21 protein-coding genes are annotated in these 17,451 nt (G+C 59.2%); 15 read left to right on the forward strand and 6 right to left on the reverse strand.

Annotated features, from left to right (window positions below):
- Positions 1-13: 13 nt before the first annotated feature.
- The 3 genes from iolD to iolB all read left to right on the forward strand — a co-directional run bounded on the left by iolD (position 14) and on the right by iolB (position 3,690).
- Complete coding sequence (gene iolD / locus C934_RS0114830) at positions 14-1,864, forward strand: 3D-(3,5/4)-trihydroxycyclohexane-1,2-dione acylhydrolase (decyclizing) (RefSeq protein WP_018857446.1); 1,851 nt, start codon at positions 14-16, stop codon at positions 1,862-1,864.
- A gap of 65 nt (positions 1,865-1,929) precedes the next feature.
- A complete protein-coding gene (gene iolE / locus C934_RS0114835; RefSeq protein ID WP_018857447.1) occupies positions 1,930-2,847 on the forward strand; it encodes a myo-inosose-2 dehydratase in 918 nt (305 codons plus the stop codon).
- A 45-nt stretch (positions 2,848-2,892) separates the two neighbouring features.
- A complete protein-coding gene (gene iolB / locus C934_RS0114840; protein WP_026371812.1) occupies positions 2,893-3,690 on the forward strand; it encodes a 5-deoxy-glucuronate isomerase in 798 nt (265 codons plus the stop codon).
- A 99-nt stretch (positions 3,691-3,789) separates the two neighbouring features.
- Here the strand turns inward: iolB and C934_RS0114845 are convergent, their stop codons facing one another.
- The gene (locus C934_RS0114845; protein WP_018857449.1) at positions 3,790-4,230 is read right to left on the reverse strand and encodes a glyoxalase superfamily protein; all 441 of its coding nucleotides are present in this window, start codon (positions 4,228-4,230) and stop codon (positions 3,790-3,792) included.
- A 4-nt stretch (positions 4,231-4,234) separates the two neighbouring features.
- Positions 4,235-4,423, reverse strand: coding sequence for a hypothetical protein (locus C934_RS0114850; RefSeq protein ID WP_018857450.1), 189 nt, complete (start codon positions 4,421-4,423; stop codon positions 4,235-4,237).
- Positions 4,424-4,569: 146 nt separating this feature from the next.
- On the opposite strand from C934_RS0114850, the gene C934_RS0114855 reads away from it, so the two are divergent.
- Positions 4,570-4,896 (forward strand): hypothetical protein, encoded by a 327-nt coding sequence (locus C934_RS0114855; RefSeq protein ID WP_026371813.1) that lies wholly within the window; start codon positions 4,570-4,572, stop codon positions 4,894-4,896.
- Positions 4,897-4,977: 81 nt separating this feature from the next.
- On the opposite strand, the gene C934_RS0114860 is transcribed toward C934_RS0114855, so the two are convergent.
- Positions 4,978-5,424 (reverse strand): baeRF12 domain-containing protein, encoded by a 447-nt coding sequence (locus C934_RS0114860; RefSeq protein ID WP_018857452.1) that lies wholly within the window; start codon positions 5,422-5,424, stop codon positions 4,978-4,980.
- A gap of 276 nt (positions 5,425-5,700) precedes the next feature.
- Between C934_RS0114860 and C934_RS0114865 the strand changes: the two genes are divergently transcribed.
- A complete protein-coding gene (locus tag C934_RS0114865) occupies positions 5,701-6,096 on the forward strand; it encodes a hypothetical protein (RefSeq protein WP_018116335.1) in 396 nt (131 codons plus the stop codon).
- Between the two features lie 94 nt (positions 6,097-6,190).
- Positions 6,191-7,303 (forward strand): pyridoxal phosphate-dependent aminotransferase, encoded by a 1,113-nt coding sequence (locus tag C934_RS0114870; protein WP_018857453.1) that lies wholly within the window; start codon positions 6,191-6,193, stop codon positions 7,301-7,303.
- 133 nt (positions 7,304-7,436) lie between these two features.
- Here C934_RS0114870 and C934_RS0114875 read toward each other — a convergent pair whose 3' ends face one another.
- Positions 7,437-7,703, reverse strand: coding sequence for a sel1 repeat family protein (locus tag C934_RS0114875; RefSeq protein ID WP_018857454.1), 267 nt, complete (start codon positions 7,701-7,703; stop codon positions 7,437-7,439).
- Between the two features lie 436 nt (positions 7,704-8,139).
- On the opposite strand from C934_RS0114875, the gene C934_RS0114880 reads away from it, so the two are divergent.
- Positions 8,140-8,478: a DUF2147 domain-containing protein gene (locus tag C934_RS0114880; protein WP_018116338.1), complete on the forward strand. Its 339-nt coding sequence runs from the start codon at positions 8,140-8,142 to the stop codon at positions 8,476-8,478.
- A 72-nt stretch (positions 8,479-8,550) separates the two neighbouring features.
- Here the strand turns inward: C934_RS0114880 and C934_RS0114885 are convergent, their stop codons facing one another.
- Complete coding sequence (locus tag C934_RS0114885) at positions 8,551-9,249, reverse strand: glutathione S-transferase N-terminal domain-containing protein (protein WP_018857455.1); 699 nt, start codon at positions 9,247-9,249, stop codon at positions 8,551-8,553.
- Between the two features lie 152 nt (positions 9,250-9,401).
- Between C934_RS0114885 and C934_RS35170 the strand changes: the two genes are divergently transcribed.
- From C934_RS35170 to C934_RS0114920, 6 genes are all read left to right on the forward strand, one after another.
- Positions 9,402-9,578 (forward strand): hypothetical protein, encoded by a 177-nt coding sequence (locus tag C934_RS35170; RefSeq protein WP_018116339.1) that lies wholly within the window; start codon positions 9,402-9,404, stop codon positions 9,576-9,578.
- Positions 9,579-9,671: 93 nt separating this feature from the next.
- Positions 9,672-11,168, forward strand: a complete 1,497-nt coding sequence (locus tag C934_RS0114895; RefSeq protein WP_018857456.1) for an AMP nucleosidase — start codon at positions 9,672-9,674, stop codon at positions 11,166-11,168.
- Between the two features lie 382 nt (positions 11,169-11,550).
- Positions 11,551-11,910 carry a YciI family protein gene (locus tag C934_RS0114905; RefSeq protein ID WP_018857458.1) on the forward strand — a complete coding sequence of 120 codons (360 nt, stop codon included), beginning with the start codon at positions 11,551-11,553 and terminating at the stop codon, positions 11,908-11,910.
- A 10-nt stretch (positions 11,911-11,920) separates the two neighbouring features.
- A complete protein-coding gene (locus C934_RS0114910; protein WP_018857459.1) occupies positions 11,921-12,280 on the forward strand; it encodes a YciI family protein in 360 nt (119 codons plus the stop codon).
- A gap of 4 nt (positions 12,281-12,284) precedes the next feature.
- Positions 12,285-12,644 carry a YciI family protein gene (locus tag C934_RS0114915; RefSeq protein WP_018116256.1) on the forward strand — a complete coding sequence of 120 codons (360 nt, stop codon included), beginning with the start codon at positions 12,285-12,287 and terminating at the stop codon, positions 12,642-12,644.
- Positions 12,645-12,647: 3 nt separating this feature from the next.
- Complete coding sequence (locus tag C934_RS0114920; RefSeq protein WP_018857460.1) at positions 12,648-13,892, forward strand: RNA polymerase sigma factor; 1,245 nt, start codon at positions 12,648-12,650, stop codon at positions 13,890-13,892.
- Here C934_RS0114920 and C934_RS0114925 read toward each other — a convergent pair.
- Positions 13,860-14,822 (reverse strand): lysylphosphatidylglycerol synthase domain-containing protein, encoded by a 963-nt coding sequence (locus tag C934_RS0114925; RefSeq protein ID WP_018857461.1) that lies wholly within the window; start codon positions 14,820-14,822, stop codon positions 13,860-13,862. The two genes, C934_RS0114920 and C934_RS0114925, sit on opposite strands and share 33 nt — an antisense overlap.
- A gap of 69 nt (positions 14,823-14,891) precedes the next feature.
- On the opposite strand from C934_RS0114925, the gene C934_RS0114930 reads away from it, so the two are divergent.
- Both C934_RS0114930 and C934_RS0114935 read left to right on the forward strand, forming a co-directional pair.
- A complete protein-coding gene (locus C934_RS0114930) occupies positions 14,892-15,908 on the forward strand; it encodes a glycosyltransferase family 2 protein (RefSeq protein WP_026371814.1) in 1,017 nt (338 codons plus the stop codon).
- Positions 15,901-17,397, forward strand: a complete 1,497-nt coding sequence (locus C934_RS0114935; RefSeq protein ID WP_018857463.1) for a glycosyltransferase family 39 protein — start codon at positions 15,901-15,903, stop codon at positions 17,395-17,397. The genes C934_RS0114930 and C934_RS0114935 overlap by 8 nt, the downstream gene beginning before the upstream one ends.
- Positions 17,398-17,451 lie beyond the last annotated feature (54 nt).

Genomic DNA, 17,451 nt, shown 5'->3' on the forward strand with positions numbered 1-17,451 from the left:
TGGGAGGTGCCCCATGGGCAAGACTGTACGATTGACGATGGCGCAGGCCGTTGCGCATTTTCTCAAGAAGCAGATGACAGTAGTCGACGGGAAGAAGGTGCCGATCTTCGGCGGCGTCTGGGCGATCTTCGGGCACGGCAACGTCGCCGGCATTGGCGAGGCCCTATACCAAGTGCGTGGCGAATTGCCGACCTATCGCGCCCATAACGAACAGGGCATGGCCCATGCGGCGATTGCCTATGCCAAGGCGAATTTCCGCCAACGCTTCATGGCCTGCACGACCTCGATCGGCCCCGGTGCACTCAACATGGTGACGGCCGCCGGTGTCGCCCACGTCAACCGCATTCCGGTTCTCTTCCTGCCGGGCGACGTCTTTGCCAACCGTGTACCGGATCCGGTGCTGCAGCAGATCGAGGATTTTGGCGACGGCACCGTTTCAGCCAACGACGCTTTCCGCCCGGTCTCCCGCTATTTCGATCGCATCACGCGCCCCGAGCAGATCATCTCGGCGCTGAAGCGTGCCATGCAGGTGCTGACTGATCCGCTCGATTGCGGCCCAGTTACGCTGTCGCTGTGCCAGGACGTGCAGGCGGAAGCCTTCGATTATCCCGAAAGCTTCTTCCAGGAGCGCGTCTGGACCATGCGTCGTCCGCGCCCGGATGCCGATGAGTTGGCGAACGCTATCGCTCTCATCAAGAAATCCGAAAAGCCGGTCATCATCGCGGGCGGTGGCGTGCTTTACTCCCAAGCAACCAAGGAACTGACGGCATTTGCGGAGGAACACCGGATCCCCGTCGTGGTCACGCAGGCCGGAAAGTCGGCGATCGACGAGCGGCATCCGCTGGCGCTTGGCTCGGTCGGTGTCACAGGGACATCGGCGGCCAATGCGATTGCAGCGGAAACAGATCTGATCATCGCTGTCGGCACTCGCTGCCAGGATTTCACGACCGGCTCCTGGGCACTGTTTCAGAACGAGAAGCTGAAAATTCTCGGCGTGAACATTGCCGCCTACGATGCCGCAAAGCACGACGGCCAGACATTGGTGGCCGATGCGCGCGAAGGTCTGAAGGCGGTCTCGAGCGGGCTTACCGACTGGAAAGCACCGACCGTGCTGGCGGAAAAGGCCGAACGGGAAAAGAAGGTCTGGGTGGAGGCGGCCGCCAAGGCGATGGCGAGCACCAATGCCGCCCTGCCCTCCGACGCCCAGGTGGTCGGCGCCGTTACGCGCACGATCGACCTCGAAAAGGCAATCGGCCTTTGCGCCGCCGGCGGTCTGCCGGGCGAGATGCATAAGCTCTGGCCGGCGACGGCACCCGGCAGCTACCACATGGAATACGGCTTCTCCTGCATGGGCTACGAGATCGCCGGCGGCCTTGGCGCCAAGATGGCGCAGCCCGAGAAGGAAGTCTTCGTCCTCGTCGGCGACGGCTCCTACATGATGCTGAATTCCGAGCTCGCGACGTCGGTCATGCTCGGCCTGAAGCTCAACATCGTCGTGCTCGACAACCGTGGCTACGGCTGCATCAACCGGCTGCAGATGGCGACCGGTGGCGCGAACTTCAACAACCTGCTGAGGGACGCGCACTACGAGGTGATGCCCGAGATCGACTTCCGGGCGCATGCCGAGAGTATGGGCGCCGTCGCGGTGAAAGTCGCATCGATCGCCGAGCTCGAGAAGGCGATCGCGGACGCAAAAAAGAACGACCGTACGTCGGTTTTCGTCATCGACACCGATCCGCTGATCACGACGGAAGCTGGGGGCTATTGGTGGGACGTTGCTGTCCCTGAAGTCAGCCCGCGTGAACAGGTCAACAAGGCGCATGCGGCTTACGTCAAGGCGCGCGCCGACCAGCGTATCGCCTAACCGGCTGTTTTAATTTTCGGAAGAGCGGTCCCGCTCTTCCAGCAATGCCTTTGAGGAGACTATTGATGAAGGCCAAACTTGGCATGTCGCCGATCGCCTGGTGGAACGACGATCTTCCTGAGCTCAGCGACGACGTATCCCTGGAAGAATGCCTGCGCCAGTCGCGCAGCGCCGGCTTCACCGGCATGGAACAGGGCCGCCGCTTTCCGAACAATCCGGCCGAGATGCTGCCGATCCTGCGCGCCGCCGACGTGACGCTCTGCGGCGGCTGGTTCTCCGGCACGCTTGTCGACGAGGACCTTTCCGCCAACAAGGAGCGCATTGCGCCGATGATCGAGCTGTTCAAAGCCGTCAACGCGCCTTGCATCGTCTATGGCGAGGTTGGCCGTTCAATTCAGGGGGACCGCTCCAAGCCGCTTGCCACCAAGCCGCGCCTCTCCGACGACGAGATGAAGGCTTATGCCCGCAAGGTCACGCAGTTTGGCGAATGGTGCGCCGAGCAGGGCATGCCGCTTTCCTATCACCACCACATGGCGGCCGTCGTCGAGACCGAGCCGGAGCTCGATGCCTTCATGCGCAATTCGGGCGAAGGCATTCCCCTTCTGCTCGACGCCGGGCACCTGGCTTTCGCCGGCGGCGACGTCTTGCGCGCCATCGATAACCACCACGCCCGCATCAACCACGTCCACGTCAAGGACATCCGCAAGGCCGTTGTCGACGGGCTCGACCGCAGCAAGCAGTCATTCCTCGATGCGGTAGCGCTCGGCGCCTTCACGGTACCCGGCGATGGCTCGCTTGATTTCGGCGCCATTGTCAAGCGGTTCGCCGGTTACGGGTATGAGGGATGGTTCGTCGTCGAGGCAGAACAGGATCCGCGCAAGGCGCCGCCGCAGAAGATGGCGGAGATCGGTCACGCCGAATTGATGCGGGTGATGACGGCCGCTGGCTACACGGTGGAAACCGAAGGATTTCCGAAGGGATAACACGCCCGTTGAAGCGCATTGATGTGGAATGAAGGACAAACGTTCATGCCGAACCTTCTCGTAAAGCCCAAGGGTGACAGCGGTCGCGTCACCCACGTCACGCCCGACACCGCCGGCTGGACTTATGTCGGCTTCGACATGCATCGGCTGAAGCCGGGTGAGACCGTCTCCGGCGCCGCAAGCGACCGTGAAGTCTGCCTCGTCTGGGTGGCCGGCAAAGGCAAGGCGACCGCCGCTGGAGAGGATTTCGGTTCGGTCGGCGGGCGCATGAGCCCATTCGAGGGTGCGCCGCACTCGCTCTATGTTCCGGCTGGCACAAGCTGGTCGGTGACGGCGGAAACCGATCTCGAACTTGCCGCCTGCTCGGCGCCTGGCGGCGGCGATTACAAGGCGAAGCTCATCCCGCCCGGCGTGCACCCGCAATTCCAGCGCGGCAAGGGCTCGAATGTTCGCCTCGTGACCAACATCATGCCCGAGGACGACAACTCCGCTCATTCGCTGCTGGTTGTCGAGGTCATCACGCCGAACGGCAATACATCCTCCTACCCTTCTCACAAGCATGATCAGGACAATCTGCCGAACGAGAGCCTGCTGGAGGAGACCTATTACCACCGAATGAACCCGCCGCAGGGCTTCGCCTTCCAACGCGTCTATACCGATGATCGGTCGCTCGATGAGGCGATGGCGGTGGAGAATGGCGACGTGACGCTGGTGCCGAAGGGTTACCACCCGTGCGCCACCGTCCACGGCTATGATCTCTACTATCTTAACGTCATGGCCGGCCCGAAGCGGGTATGGAAGTTCCACAACCAGCCAGAGCACGAATGGCTGCTGAAGGCGTAGGCGAAATCACGATCGGCAAATAGCCTGACAGCGCGGCAGCGTGTTGATGGTCCAATCCTCCATCAACTGCCACCAACACTGCGCACACTAAGTGGCCACTTAAATCTCGAGCACGAGATGTGGGACGCCGTTCGAGGTCTTGCGCGGAGATTCGCCATTGCTGTCGACCTGCGCGTTGATGCGCTGCCGGAAGGCGGAGAAGCTCTCGAAGGTCACGACATCCACCGGTTCGTCGAAGTGGATGGTGATCTTGTGGAGCCCGCCGCCCGGTTGAGCGGCAAGCGCCAGGACCTTGCCGGTGAACGGCTGGTTTAAATAGCGGCCGCGCACCAGGGAGCCTACGGAGATGGCGGCGATTGGTTCCTCGTTCGGCCGGGTGGCGAGTGCGGAGAGCGTGTTCCAATCACGCACGCCATGCTGCTGGGCAATGAGTTCCAGCGCGGCACTATGAGAGATCGCGGTGCCGCGCGCTTCCATGGCCTGGCGGAGGCGCTTGGCTTGCGATTTCAATTCTTCGATTGTCGGATATGCGGTGGTCACGGATTCAGCCTTTCGGAAGGCATGCCATTTCGACCTGTACAAGGGTGCTCGCATTGCCTGCAGTCAGCATGCACCAATTGGCTGCGACTGATCCTATCGAGTACTTCACCATGGACTTGTCGTCCGCGAGCGGCAGGCGCCTCGAGCCAAGCTCGATATGCTTGAACGGCGGCGAACTGTCAAGCGATGCCACGGAGGCCCATCCCTGTCTAATAACGAGCCATTTTGATCTCCACACAGGCATAAGCTTCGGATTGTAGGGAGATCATTCAGAAGTTGTCAGCAATCTTGCGCTAATCTCGAAGCGTACAACAAGCGGAGGCTACCATGGCCTTTCAGATGCACCTCGACACAGAGCAGCCCGAGCAGGTTTACCGGGAGTTTTCGCTCGACCGCCCCGGAAAGATCATCTTCGTTGGGCATCACCTCAGCACGGGAACGCAAGTCCGCTGCCTGATCCGCACGATCACGCTTGCCGGCGCGGTGCTGGAGGTCAATCCGAGCCTCGAGGTCCCGAACCACTTCTTCCTCGAAATCCTCGGCATCCACGACGAGATCGGCTCGACGGTGGTCAAGCGCGAGGGCGACCTCGTGACGATCAGCTTCAACATGCTGATCAACCCGGAATTCCTGCATCACGTCTTAAGGCTGAATTTCGAATCTTAGCCTCGATGTATTGCTCTTGCATCTTGTCTGCGAAACCGCCGGTTCCCTGGTGGCGGTGCGCCGCGGCCGTAGGAGGTTGCGTCAAGAAGCTAGGTGCCGCTCTATTTGGTCGACCGGCAGATTAATGTAATCCTTCGGCACCTCAGCCGAAACTGCAGCCTGAACATCGGCCGATAGGTTGGCTCGCAGCGTACCGAGCGCCTTTGGCGGCGCAACCAAAATGATGCGACGCGCGTTTTTTTCACGCACCAGCACCTCCATCTTTGCGGCTACCAGCTTCAGGAACTCTGCCTCGGCCTGCTCGTGCCAGTCCGTCTGCTCAACGGCACTGGCACTCTGCCCATCGGCCGCGTGCGTTCGACCCGGTTTGTCTGCGCCTATTTCGCGGTCCGGTTCGTTGGGCTGACTCAGGGTTTCTTCAACCTTGAGGTTCATCAATTCCGCATCGCCTGCGTTCCGCAGGATCAATGCCTTGGCACCATCGCAAACAACGACCCACGACTTCGACGGAACTCTGACATCAACCATTGTGATTTCCTCGCTTTGCAATTTTGAAGCGCTATGCGCCGCCGACAATTAGGCAAACGTGCAAATCGACAAAGAGTTCGATGACAATTCGCGACAACTACGGTCCGGCGATCCATTCGCTACTCGACGCGAGAAGATGTTCGCCCCAGCTGGCCGAGCGGGCGGAAATGGCCGCATCGCTAAAATTGTATTTTCCTCGTTCACAATTGTGCAAGGCATTCGTGTGAGGCTTTATTTGAAGAGAACCGGGATTACCTTGGTTCAGGGAAACGCGGAATGTCGATGCTTCGTGCCACACACCTTGCAACCGTGAAATCCGCGGTTTACGAGACGCGCTGGGAAAAATTCAACGTAAGGCGCCCTGCCCGGATCGTTGCGGTTCGGCCCTGTCTTACCGGCATCTCCGTCCGGAGTGCGGAGATCGTCGATATCTCGCAGGGTGGCGCTACGTTTGTCGTGTCATCCACCGCAGGCCTGCCAAAGCACTACTACCTTAACATTCTCGGCCTTGCCTATCGGATCGGTTGTGCGGAAACCTATCGCAACAACGAACGTATCGGCGTCCGCTTCATCAATACGATCGAGCCCGACGTGCTGCGCCGCGTTTTGCGCGCCGACTTCATGATTGGCAACATGGAAGCGATCGAAGCCCGCGGAATCGTGCGGATGTAAATCGTGAATACCGGGGAATAATGTTTCTTGCCTTGGCGGCAGCGGGGCCTATTGTCGGTCCGAATTTTCACAGCATCCAGGAAATTGCCCCAGCATGTCCGCCTTCTCGCGCTTCACGCCGCTTGCTAACGCCCTTCCCTCCACCGTTCCGTTCGTCGGCCCAGAAGCAATCGAGCGTCAGCGCGGCCTTCAGGTCAAGGCGCGTATCGGCGCCAACGAGAATGGCTTTGGCCCTGCCCCATCCGTACTCGCAGCCATGCGCTTCCAGGCTGGCGAGATATGGAAGTACAACGATCCTGAAAACTACGAGCTCAGAGAAGCACTTGCCAACCATCTGGGCGTCGGAATCGACTCCATCGCGATAGGGGGCGGCATCGACGAACTGCTCGGCCAGATCGTACGGCTCGTCATTGAGCCGGGCGCACCCGTCGTGACATCGCTCGGCGGCTATCCAACGTTCAATTTCCACGTTGCCGGCTTCGGCGGGCGGCTCGTGACCGTGCCCTATGCCAGCGATCGCGAAGATCTCGACGGCCTCCTCGCAGCCGTCAAACGCGAGAACGCGCCGCTGGTCTATTTCGCCAATCCGGACAATCCGATGGGAAGCTGGTGGGATGCCGACAGTGCCGTCGCCTTTGCCCGTGCGCTACCGGAAACCACGATGCTCATTCTCGACGAGGCCTACAGCGAAACCGGCCCGGTGGGATCGCTGCCCCCCATCAGCGCGCTGATCGACTTGCCGAATGTTGTGCGCACGCGCACCTTCTCGAAAGCCTATGGCCTGGCGGGCGCCAGGGTCGGCTATGTCATCTCGACAGCAGGTACGGCGCGCGCATTCGACAAGATCCGCAATCATTTCGGCATGAATCGACTGGCCACGATCGCTGCACTGGCGGCACTCAAGGACCAAGCCTATCTCGCCGAGGTCGTGGCCAGCATCCACGGCGCGCGCGACCGGATCGCCGCCATCGCCAAGGCCAACAACCTCGTTCCGCTCGCCTCCGCCACAAATTTCGTTGCGATCGACGCCGGACGTGACGGCACCTATGCCCGTGCCATTGTCGATGGCCTGATGCAGCACGGCGTCTTCATTCGCATGCCCGGCGCTGCCCCGCTCAACCGCTGCATCCGCGTCAGCGTTGGACCGGAAGCTGACATGGCGCTTCTCGAGGAAGCCCTGCCGCAGGTACTCAAGACATTAGGTTAAACGCAAGGAACCGCGCCAGCCTTGTTCCTGCCGGTCGCGGTTGATGTCCTGGCATTGGCGCGTCCGAGCACCGCGCCAGCCCCCTTTTGAGGTTGTTATCGATCTTGCCCGCGCCTTTGCGGGCAAACGGTTCTCAGTGGATCGTCATCCATTCGCGGGCAGCGCGCAGCGCTTCCACGATCTGCATCTTGTCCATGCCTGCGGCAACGTCAGCCCGAAGCTCGGCGGCGCGGTCGTTGCCTTTGATCGCTGCGATGTTCAGCCACTTGTGAGCGGCGACCAGATCGACAGCGCAGCCGCGGCCGGTCGCATACATCAGACCCATTTCGCAGAAGATGTCGGCGTTGTTCTCGCCACCCATGGTGGCCATTTCAGCATTGTGCATTTCAAAACGTGCCATCGGTTTATCCCTGTTTTGCCTGTTATCGACTTGCCCTGTTTTACCTCCGGAGACCTGCCGTCTATCGCGGTTCTAAGTACCCTTCGGTTCGGCGGGTTTGCCCCGCTCGTTTGATGGATCCACTATGCCGATGCGCTTTCAAAAAACGCCTAAAATGCATGATTAATTTGAGACAAACAAAGTGCAAACGCTTGGTAAAATTGGATTTTTGTTAAACATCGGATCCCTTGCGGATTAAGGATTTTCGACACAATTTTACGGAATATTCAGATCTGAAAATCAACCTTCCGTTCACCACGAAATCAGCATCAAATGCCCAGAACGGAAGATTTCGCCGCTGTCGGTCTGCAAAAACGCTCGCCTGAAGCAGTGAAAAACACATTTACGTTTACGTTCGCGTCATATATTTTCGCGCCTGGACATTAGGGAGGAACGAATGATCCGAACACTTATTCTCTCTGGCGCATTGATGTTTGCCGCCGGGGCAGCTTCTGCTGACGAACCGATCGTCGGCAACTGGAAGACAGCTGCGGGCGATACGGCCCAGATTGCATCTTGCGGCGGCAGCTACTGCATCGTGCTGAAATCCGGCAAGTATGCCGGCAAGAAGATCGGCATTCTCGCAGGAAGCGGTGTTACCTATACCGGCCAGATCACCGATCCAGCCAACGACAAAACCTATAGCGGATCCGGCAATATTTTCGGAAATTCACTGAAGATGAAAGGCTGCGTCCTCAACGTGCTCTGCAAATCGCAGACCTGGACACGCCTGTAAGAAACGGCTTTCCAAAAGGAAGCGCCCGGAAAGCCGGGCTCCCGAAAGCCGGGCGCTTTTCTGCGTCAATTGTCAGCGGGCGCGCTGCTTGAAAAGGATCTTCTGCGCTTCCTTGTCATCGGCAAGATTGCTGCGTTCGCGCTCTTCCTTGCCGATTGCCGTGCCACGGACCACGGCCGGGCGCGCCATCATCGTCTCGAACCAGCGCTTGAGGTTGGGAAACTCGTTGAGGTCCTGTCCCTGCTTCTCGTATGGAACGACCCAGCCGATGCAAGCCATGTCGGCAATCGAGTAGTCCCCGGCGAGATATTCGCGCTCTGCCAACAGCTTGTTCATCACGCCGTATAAGCGGTTCACTTCATTGGTATAGCGGTTGATGCCGTATTCGATCTTCTCCGGTGCATAACCGCGGAAGTGATGCGCCTGTCCAGCCATGGGGCCCAAGCCACCCACCTGCCAAAAGAGCCATTCCTCGATCTGGACGCGTGTGCGCTCGTCCGTCGAATAGAACTTCCCGAACTTGCGACCGAGATATTGGAGGATGGCGCCGGACTCAAACACCGAGATCGGTTCGCCGCCGGGGCCATCCGGATCGACAATTGCCGGCATACGGTTGTTCGGGGCGATCTTCGGGAATTCCGACGTGAACTGCTCCCCCTTGCCGATATTGATATACTTGACCTCGTAGGGAACGCCGAGTTCCTCGAGCATGATGCTGATCTTCCAGCCGTTGGGGGTGGGCCAGTAATAAAGCTCAATCGGTGCCGTCATGAAAATCTCCTTTGCGGGACCAAAGAGATAAGCAGCAGCCGCGCTTCAAGCTGCCCGGCTTCCTGAACGCCTGATGAACCATGATCTCAGCACCGGTTCAGCCACAACGTGGCAAAACTGTCTCAACGCTAAGGCGATACCGGGGCAAAGGCATGGATATGCTCATTTTGGCAAGACGTTTCACCATCATCACGCTGTTTGCAGCAGTCTTCGCCGTCAGCTTTTCGGTTGCGGTCAACCGCAATGCCGGTGGCGGTGCGCAGTCACACTTCGGGGCCAACTATACGTGCTTCGACGCCAGCCGCCCGTTCTGCAGAACAAGCAACTGACTGGCTGCGGCGGCACATCGCTGCCCCCAAAAATCTCTGCAATCCCTTTAGACGCGTCGTTTGCTTGTTAGGAACAACACCCTATAATGCCGCATGAACAAACGAATCTCTTCCCCTCTCGACATTTCGTCTCCGTCACCTTTCGCGCCGCAAACCTTTGACGATCCCGTCGAGGCAGTCGACGCGCTGACAGAACTCTACGAACGCAACACCCATTTCCTGGTTGAGAGCTTCGCAACGCTAGCCAAGGGCGCACCAATTACATCGCGCTATCGTGCCTTCTACCCACAAGTTAGCATCGAGACGACGAGTTACGGCCACATCGATACTCGTCTGTCCTACGGGCACGTTACCGCTCCCGGCATTTACACGACGACGATTACTCGGCCGCAGCTGTTTCGGCACTATCTGAAGCAGCAGCTTGGCCTGTTGATGAGAAATCATAACGTGCCGGTCGTCGTTTCAGAATCGACGACGCCTATTCCACTGCACTTTGCGTTCGGTGAGGGTGCCCATGTCGAGGCATCCGCCGCGGCGTTCATGGACATTCCGATGCGTGATCTGTTTGACACGCCGGACCTGAACACAACGGACGACGAGATTGCCAACGGCGAATACATTCCGCCGCCAGGTGAACCTTCGCCGCTTGCCGCCTTTACGGCTCAGCGCATCGACTACTCGCTTGCCCGTCTTGCCCATTACACCGCGACCGGCGCGCAGCATTTTCAGAACTTCGTGCTGTTTACGAACTACCAATTCTACATCGACGAATTCTGCATCTGGGCACGCAAGCTGATGGCGGAAGGCGGAGATGGCTACACGGCCTTTGTCGAGCCGGGCAATATCATCACGCATGCCGGCTCCAATCAGCCAGAGACCGACGTTACGCTTTCGCGCCTCCCGCAGATGCCGGCCTACCATCTGAAAAAGAAAGGGCATGCCGGGATCACCATGATCAATATCGGCGTCGGCCCATCCAATGCCAAGACGATCACCGACCACGTGGCCGTCCTTCGCCCGCATGCCTGGCTGATGCTCGGCCACTGCGCCGGCCTGCGCAACAGCCAGCGCCTGGGTGATTATGTCCTTGCTCACGCGTACATGCGCGAAGACCACGTCCTTGACGACGATCTGCCTGTCTGGGTGCCGATCCCGGCACTGGCGGAAGTGCAGGTCGCCCTGGAGGGCGCCGTGGCAGAGATCACCGGCTACGAAGGCTTCGAGCTGAAGCGCATCATGCGCACCGGCACAGTCGGCACGATCGACAACAGGAACTGGGAGTTGCGCGACCAACGCGGTCCGGTCAAACGTCTGTCCCAGGCTCGTGCCATCGCGCTCGACATGGAATCGGCGACGATCGCCGCAAACGGCTTCCGCTTCCGCGTGCCCTACGGCACCCTGCTCTGCGTATCGGACAAGCCGTTGCATGGCGAATTGAAGCTGCCCGGCATGGCGACCGCCTTTTACAGGACGCAGGTCAACCAGCATCTGCAAATTGGTATCCGTGCGATCCAGAAACTCGCAGCAATGCCGCCGGAAGCACTGCATTCGCGCAAGCTCAGAAGCTTCTTCGAAACGGCCTTCCAATAGGCCGTTTCCCTTATTGGCGAGTGGCTGCGACCGCGCTAGTCGCAAGTTGGCGCTCATAGTGCTCGCCCGCGGCATCCAGCACCACAATCGTAATCGCAAAAAGGGCTGCGACGGCAACGAGGCGTGCGATTGTGGCCCGCATCATTGGCAGTTCCGTATCAGCCTGATAGGGCTGTTTGTTCTGTTGGCGACTTGCGCGGATGGCGTTCGCCAGCACGATCTCGAAAAAACCCATCGTCGTCACTCCATATTGTTGACGACACTTGGTCGAAGCCAGTGTGCTCGTTTCGACCCAAATTTCCGTAAAAAGATTTTTTCGCTTCCTGTCGAAATCACCCTAGGCTCAGCGTCCAATGATCGTGACAGCCAGGGAGAGCGAACGATGAAATATCTCTGCCAGGTCTGGTTCGAGCCGGCGACGCTTGAAGCCATGACCGAGGAGGAAAAAAGGAACCTCGACAGAGCGTCCCTCGCTTACGACGATGATCTGATCGCCAGCGGGCACATGATCGCCGCGCAGGCGCTGCAATCGCCAAAGAATGCCGTGACCGTCCGCGTTCGAAATGATGAAATGTCAGTGACGGACGGCCCTTTTGCAGAAACAAAAGAACAACTCGGCGGCTTCATTCTTATCGACGCAAAAGATCTGAACGATGCCATTCGCGTTGCGGCCGGTATCCCGCTTGCAAGACTAGGGTCAATCGAAGTCCGGCCGATCTACGATATTCCGGTTTATAGTTGAGGGAGACGTCATGAAATATCTCTGCCAGGTCTGGTTCGACACCGAGAAGAGCAAGCTCGTCCCGCAGGAAGAGTGGGATGTGGTCACGCAGGAATGCATCGCAAGCGACGATCACTGGCATGACCGCGGCGTCCTGCAAGTCGCTCTTGCGCTGCACGAGCCCGAATCTGCAGTTACTCTTCGAGTGAGGCAGGGCGTCACGACGGCAACCGACGGTCCCTTCGCCGAAATCAAGGAACATCTTGGTGGCTTCGTATTGATCGACGCCGCCGACATGGAAGAAGCCGAGAGGATCGCCTCGACGTTCCCCATATTGAAATACGCTTCGATCGAGATACGGCCGGCCTATTCCATCAAAGACGGGAGATAATGCGATGCGCTATGTTTGCCTGATCTACAATTCGGCCGATGTCGACGGTCGTCAGGCCCCTGCAGAAACCGAAGCTGTCGTTCGCGCGCATTTCGGCTTCGACGAAGGGTTGCGCGAACGAGGCACGCTGATTCATGCCGATGCGCTCGAAACGCCCGATAAGGCTGTCGTCCTGCGGGTGCGCAACAACGAGCTTAGCATGACTGATGGCCCTTACGTCGAGACGAAGGAGCATCTGGCCGGCCTGTATGTTATCGATGCCTCCGATATGGATGAGGCAAAGGCAATCGCCGCTGGAATTCCATGTGCGCGAATTGGCGCTGTGGAAATCCGCCCGGTGCGGATCCTGACATTGCCGGAGTAGACCTTGGAACGTCTGATCGAGGATATCTACCGATCGCAGTCTCGCCGGGTGCTTGCGACACTCATCCGTCTCCTTGGAGACTTCGACAGGGCCGAAGAAGCCCTGCACGACGCGTTTGCAGCCGCCGCGCGGACGTGGCCCCGCGATGGTGTTCCGGCAAACCCGTTCGGCTGGCTCGTTTCCGCCGGGCGATTTCGCGCGATCGACCACATCAGGCGCCGGTCGCGTTTCGATATGTCGGCGAAGGACATCGAGGAAAGTCTATACGGGTCTTTCGATGAAACGGAGATTGGCGACGTGGACCTGATCCAAGACGACATGCTCCGGTTGATCTTCACCTGCTGTCATCCGATCATACCCGCCGACGCGCAAATGGCGATGGCGCTTAGAGAGATATGCGGACTTACGACTGAAGAGATCGCCCATGCATTTCTAGTCCCCGCCCCAACTGTGGCACAGCGCATCGTACGCGCGAAGAACAAGATCCGCACAGCGAAGATTCCCTACGAGGTCCCTGAGCGGGACGAATTGCCGGAGCGGCTCGACCGGGTGCTGCATGTGATCTATCTGGTCTTCAACGAGGGATACTCCGCTTCGTCCGGCGAGGAGGTCGTCCGAGCGGATCTCACTTCGGAGGCCATCCGCCTGACACGGCTGCTCGCGCGCCTTCTGCCGCACCCCGATGTCTCGGGGCTGCTTGCACTCCTACTCCTTCAGGATTCGCGTCGCGCCGCCAGGCGGAGTTCGCAGGGAGGTCTCATTCTCCTGGCCGATCAGGATCGCGGGCTTTGGGACCGTGAAAAGATTCGCGAAGGTCTCGGGCGCCTCGACGGCGCCCTGCGGAATGGCGAGGTCGGTATCTACACGCTGCAGGCGGCCATCGCTGCGGAGCACGCGCGAGCCGAGACGCCTGAGAGTACGGATTGGCGCCGCATCGTCAGCTTCTATGATCTCCTGCTGTCGGCCCAGTGGTCGCCGATTGCCGAACTCAACAGGGCCGTCGCCTTGGCGATGGTGGAGGGAGCAGAAAGAGGTTTGCAGCTCGTTGACGCCATCCTGCAGGCAGGAGAATTGGAGAGTTATCATCTTGCGCATTCGGCCCGTGCCGATTTTCTGAGGCAATTGGGACAGAAGGCCGAGGCGATTGCAGCCTACGAGACAGCCTTGAGGCTGTGTCAACAGGCGCCAGAGCAGACATTCCTGAGAGAACGGATTTCAGAGCTTACGGCTGCGGCCGAGCGGCAGTGATATCGCAGTGCCCGTCAGTGCCGAGACGATGATCAGCAAATGCGCATTGATGCTTGCTTGCGCCAAGGCAGCAAGGGCCGTCTTCTCGCTGGATGCGCCTAGGGCAACGGCGCCGGCAGTGATCCCGGCCGGATAAGTGCCGACGCCACCCGGCGCGTGCACCGGAAGCACAGAGGAGAGCTCGCCGCCAAGCGCCCCGCCGAAACTTGCGGCCATCGGCAATACGCCCATCAGGTTGAGGGCCCAGGCGAGCACCAGAACCTTGACGAGCCAGTTGATGACGGTCATCGCCCAGGCGCGCGTGAAAGCGGCGGCATCGACCGGAAGTCCCCTCTCAACCTCAACCACCAGCTTCTTCGCTTTTACCGGCAGCATCGTGCCGGCAAGCCGCAACAGCGGTCGCCTCAGAGCAAAAGCGACTACCGGAAGTGACAGGAAGGACACCCAGACGATCCATGCAACGATGTTGTGTGGTGACGCGATCGCGAAGCCTATGCCGGCGGCAGCCAGCAAGGCGTGCAGATCAAGCAGGCGCATGACGAACAGCGCCGACGTGGCGCGCGCAAGCGGAATACCGAACTCGGTGCGCATCAACACCGGAAAGCTTGTCTCCCCCGTTCGAAACGGCAGCATGATATTCAGGAGATTGTGAATCTGCGTGACGCGAAAAAGCACCTTGAAGCGTCCCGCAGTTTCTCTCGGAAAATAATCGTAGATGCGCCAGGTCCTGAGAAAGTAGGTGCTGGTCAGAAGTGCGAGAGCGGCAATAATCGGGATAGCACCGACCTCGGCCCATTGTCCGAGAATGACCGGCCAGCCCCAAAACCACTGGATGAAAAGCGCGTAAGTCGCCACGATCACAATCGTCAGCAGCGTCATCCGATTGCGGATAAACCAGGATTGTCGGCTGGCAACAACCGGAAACTTCATATAGTAGGCTTTCCTGACTATCGCGGCGAATGCCGCTTTTGGCCGTGCGCCTTGTAGGAGAATTCAAACGTGCAGACAACAGTAGACCCACGTCAGGGCCTCGTGGAAGCGATGCGGCCGGTCGAATTGTCGCTCGTTGTGCCTGTCTTCAACGAGGAAGAGAGCGTCGGCCCGCTTGTCGATCGCATCTGCTTGGCCATGGCCGGCTACTCCGATCGCTGGGAGCTTATCCTGATCGACGATGGCAGCACCGATGCCACGCTGGTAAATGCGCGCAAGCACATCGGCCGCGAGGGCCTTACGCTGAGGATCGTCGAACTGCAGCGCAATTTCGGCCAGACGGCCGCGATGCAGGCAGGCATCGACGCCGCGACCGGCCGGTTGATCGCCACAATGGATGGCGATCTGCAGAACGACCCGAAAGACATTCCGTCCATGGTCGCCGAACTGGAGCGGCGTGAGCTCGATCTTTTGGTTGGCTGGCGCAGGAACCGCCAAGACGGTCTCCTGCTACGCAAGATTCCCTCATGGTGTGCCAATTACTTGATCGGGCGCATTACCGGCGTGAAGCTGCACGACTATGGCTGCAGCCTGAAGATCTACCGCGCCTCGATCATCAAGCAGGTGAAGCTGATGGGCGAAATGCACCGCTTCATCCCCGCCTGGGTCGCCGGCGTCGTGCCAAGCTCGCGCATCGGCGAAATGGTCGTGACCCACCATGCCCGCCAGCACGGACAGTCCAAGTATGGCATCTCGCGTACTTTTCGCGTGATCCTCGACCTGCTTTCCGTCATGTTCTTCATGCGCTACAAGGCACGGCCAGGCCATTTCTTCGGCTCACTGGGCCTGGGACTGGGTGGGATCTCCGCTCTGGTGATGCTCTATCTGTTCGTCGACAAGTTCGTCTTGGGCAACGACATCGGCACCCGCCCGATGCTGATGGTCGGCATCGTTTTCATGCTGTCCTCCGTGCAGTTGATCACGACCGGCATTCTTGCCGAGATGATTGCCCGTACCTATTATCGCGACGACACCTCGCCGAACTACATCGTCCGCCAGGTCTTCGACGGAAGTGAGAATGCGTAATCTGCTGGCTGGCAAGCCGGACGCGGTTGTCCTGCTGCTCGCGGCATATTTTGTCGTCAGCTTTGTCGTTCGCCTCCTCGTGCCAAACGGCCTGCGGGTCGATGAGTCCCAGCAGGCGTTCTTCTCGCAATGGCTTGTGGCCGGCTACGACACCCAGCCGCCGCTCTACAACTGGCTGCAGGCGATGGTGGTGTCCGGCTTCGGATTGTCGATCGCAACGATTGCCGCAACCAAGAACCTGGTGCTGTTTCTTCTTTTCCTGAGCTACTACAAGCTGGCCAAACTGGTGCTCGATGATCGCCTGTTTGCTGCCATCGCGACGCTTTCGCTGTTCACGATTCCACAGGTTTTCTGGCAGGCACAAAGGGACCTGACCCATACAGTCGCCCAGATGCTGATGATCAACCTCTTCGTCTACAGCATCATCAAAACGCTGAAGGCCCCATCCCTGTTCTCCTACGCGGCAATCGGCGTCACGCTGGGACTGGGCATGCTGTCGAAGTACAACTTCACTCTCGTCGTGTTTGCAGCGCTCATTGCAGTGTTTCTGCATCCGGAGGGACAGAAGCGCCTGTTCGACCGTCGCTTCTTGCTTTCACTTGCCGTCGCGGTCCTCATCTTCGCGCCGCACGGCCTTTGGCTCCTTAACAATATCGGCCTGGCCGCAACCCGCACGCTGAATACCATGGCGCAGGAAGCGCCGACCAGCGTACTCGCGAAACTGATCAAGGGGCCGACCGAGTTCTTCGGTCAGGTGCTCGTGATCATGGCGCCTCTTGTTGCGGTTTATGCAATCGTTTTCGGCAAGAAGTTCCTCCGCAGTCTGCGACCGACGACCATCTGGGCTCACTTTTTCGACACGATATTTCTGGCGATTGGCGTGCAGGTTCTCGTGCTGGTTTTCGCCATCGGCATAACATCCATGCGCGACCGATGGGTGCTGCCCCTCCTGTTCCTGATGCCGATTGCGTTTTGCCTGAAGATACAGGCCCGAGGCATTCAACCGCAGGATTTTGCGCGGCGCTTCTTTATCGCACCTCTCGCGGTCATGATCATCGTCCCGTCGCTGAGTCTGGTTCTCGCGCACGCGCCGTCACTCTTCGGCCGGCCTGAGGCCTACAACGCGCCTTATGAGGAGTTTGCCGGCAAGATCATTGCTGAGGAAGGCAAGCGTCCTGGGCTGGTGCTCACCGACAGCTGGCCGGCGTCGGGAAATATGCATATGCAGTTGCCTGATGTTCCAACGATGTCCACGTTCTTCGGCAACCTGGCTATCGATTACGATTGGACCGCGGAGAAGCCGATCCTGGTGGTTTGGCTTCCCTCCAAGGATCGAACGGCGCTACCGCCGGTACTGGTTAACTGGATTGAACAGAACCTCGGCCCGCAATACTCCGCAGTGGCGACCAAGTACACAAGCATCGGTTACATCGGCGGGCGACCGGAGGATCAACGGCTCTTCGGCTACGCCTGGATATATCCGCGCTAGCTCCGGCGTCCCCCTCAGCTCGTCCGACCGATCCAGAGCGATTTCTGGGATGCG

The organism is Rhizobium sp. 42MFCr.1, assembly GCF_000377185.1.
In the GTDB taxonomy this organism is placed as follows: domain Bacteria; phylum Pseudomonadota; class Alphaproteobacteria; order Rhizobiales; family Rhizobiaceae; genus Rhizobium; species Rhizobium altiplani.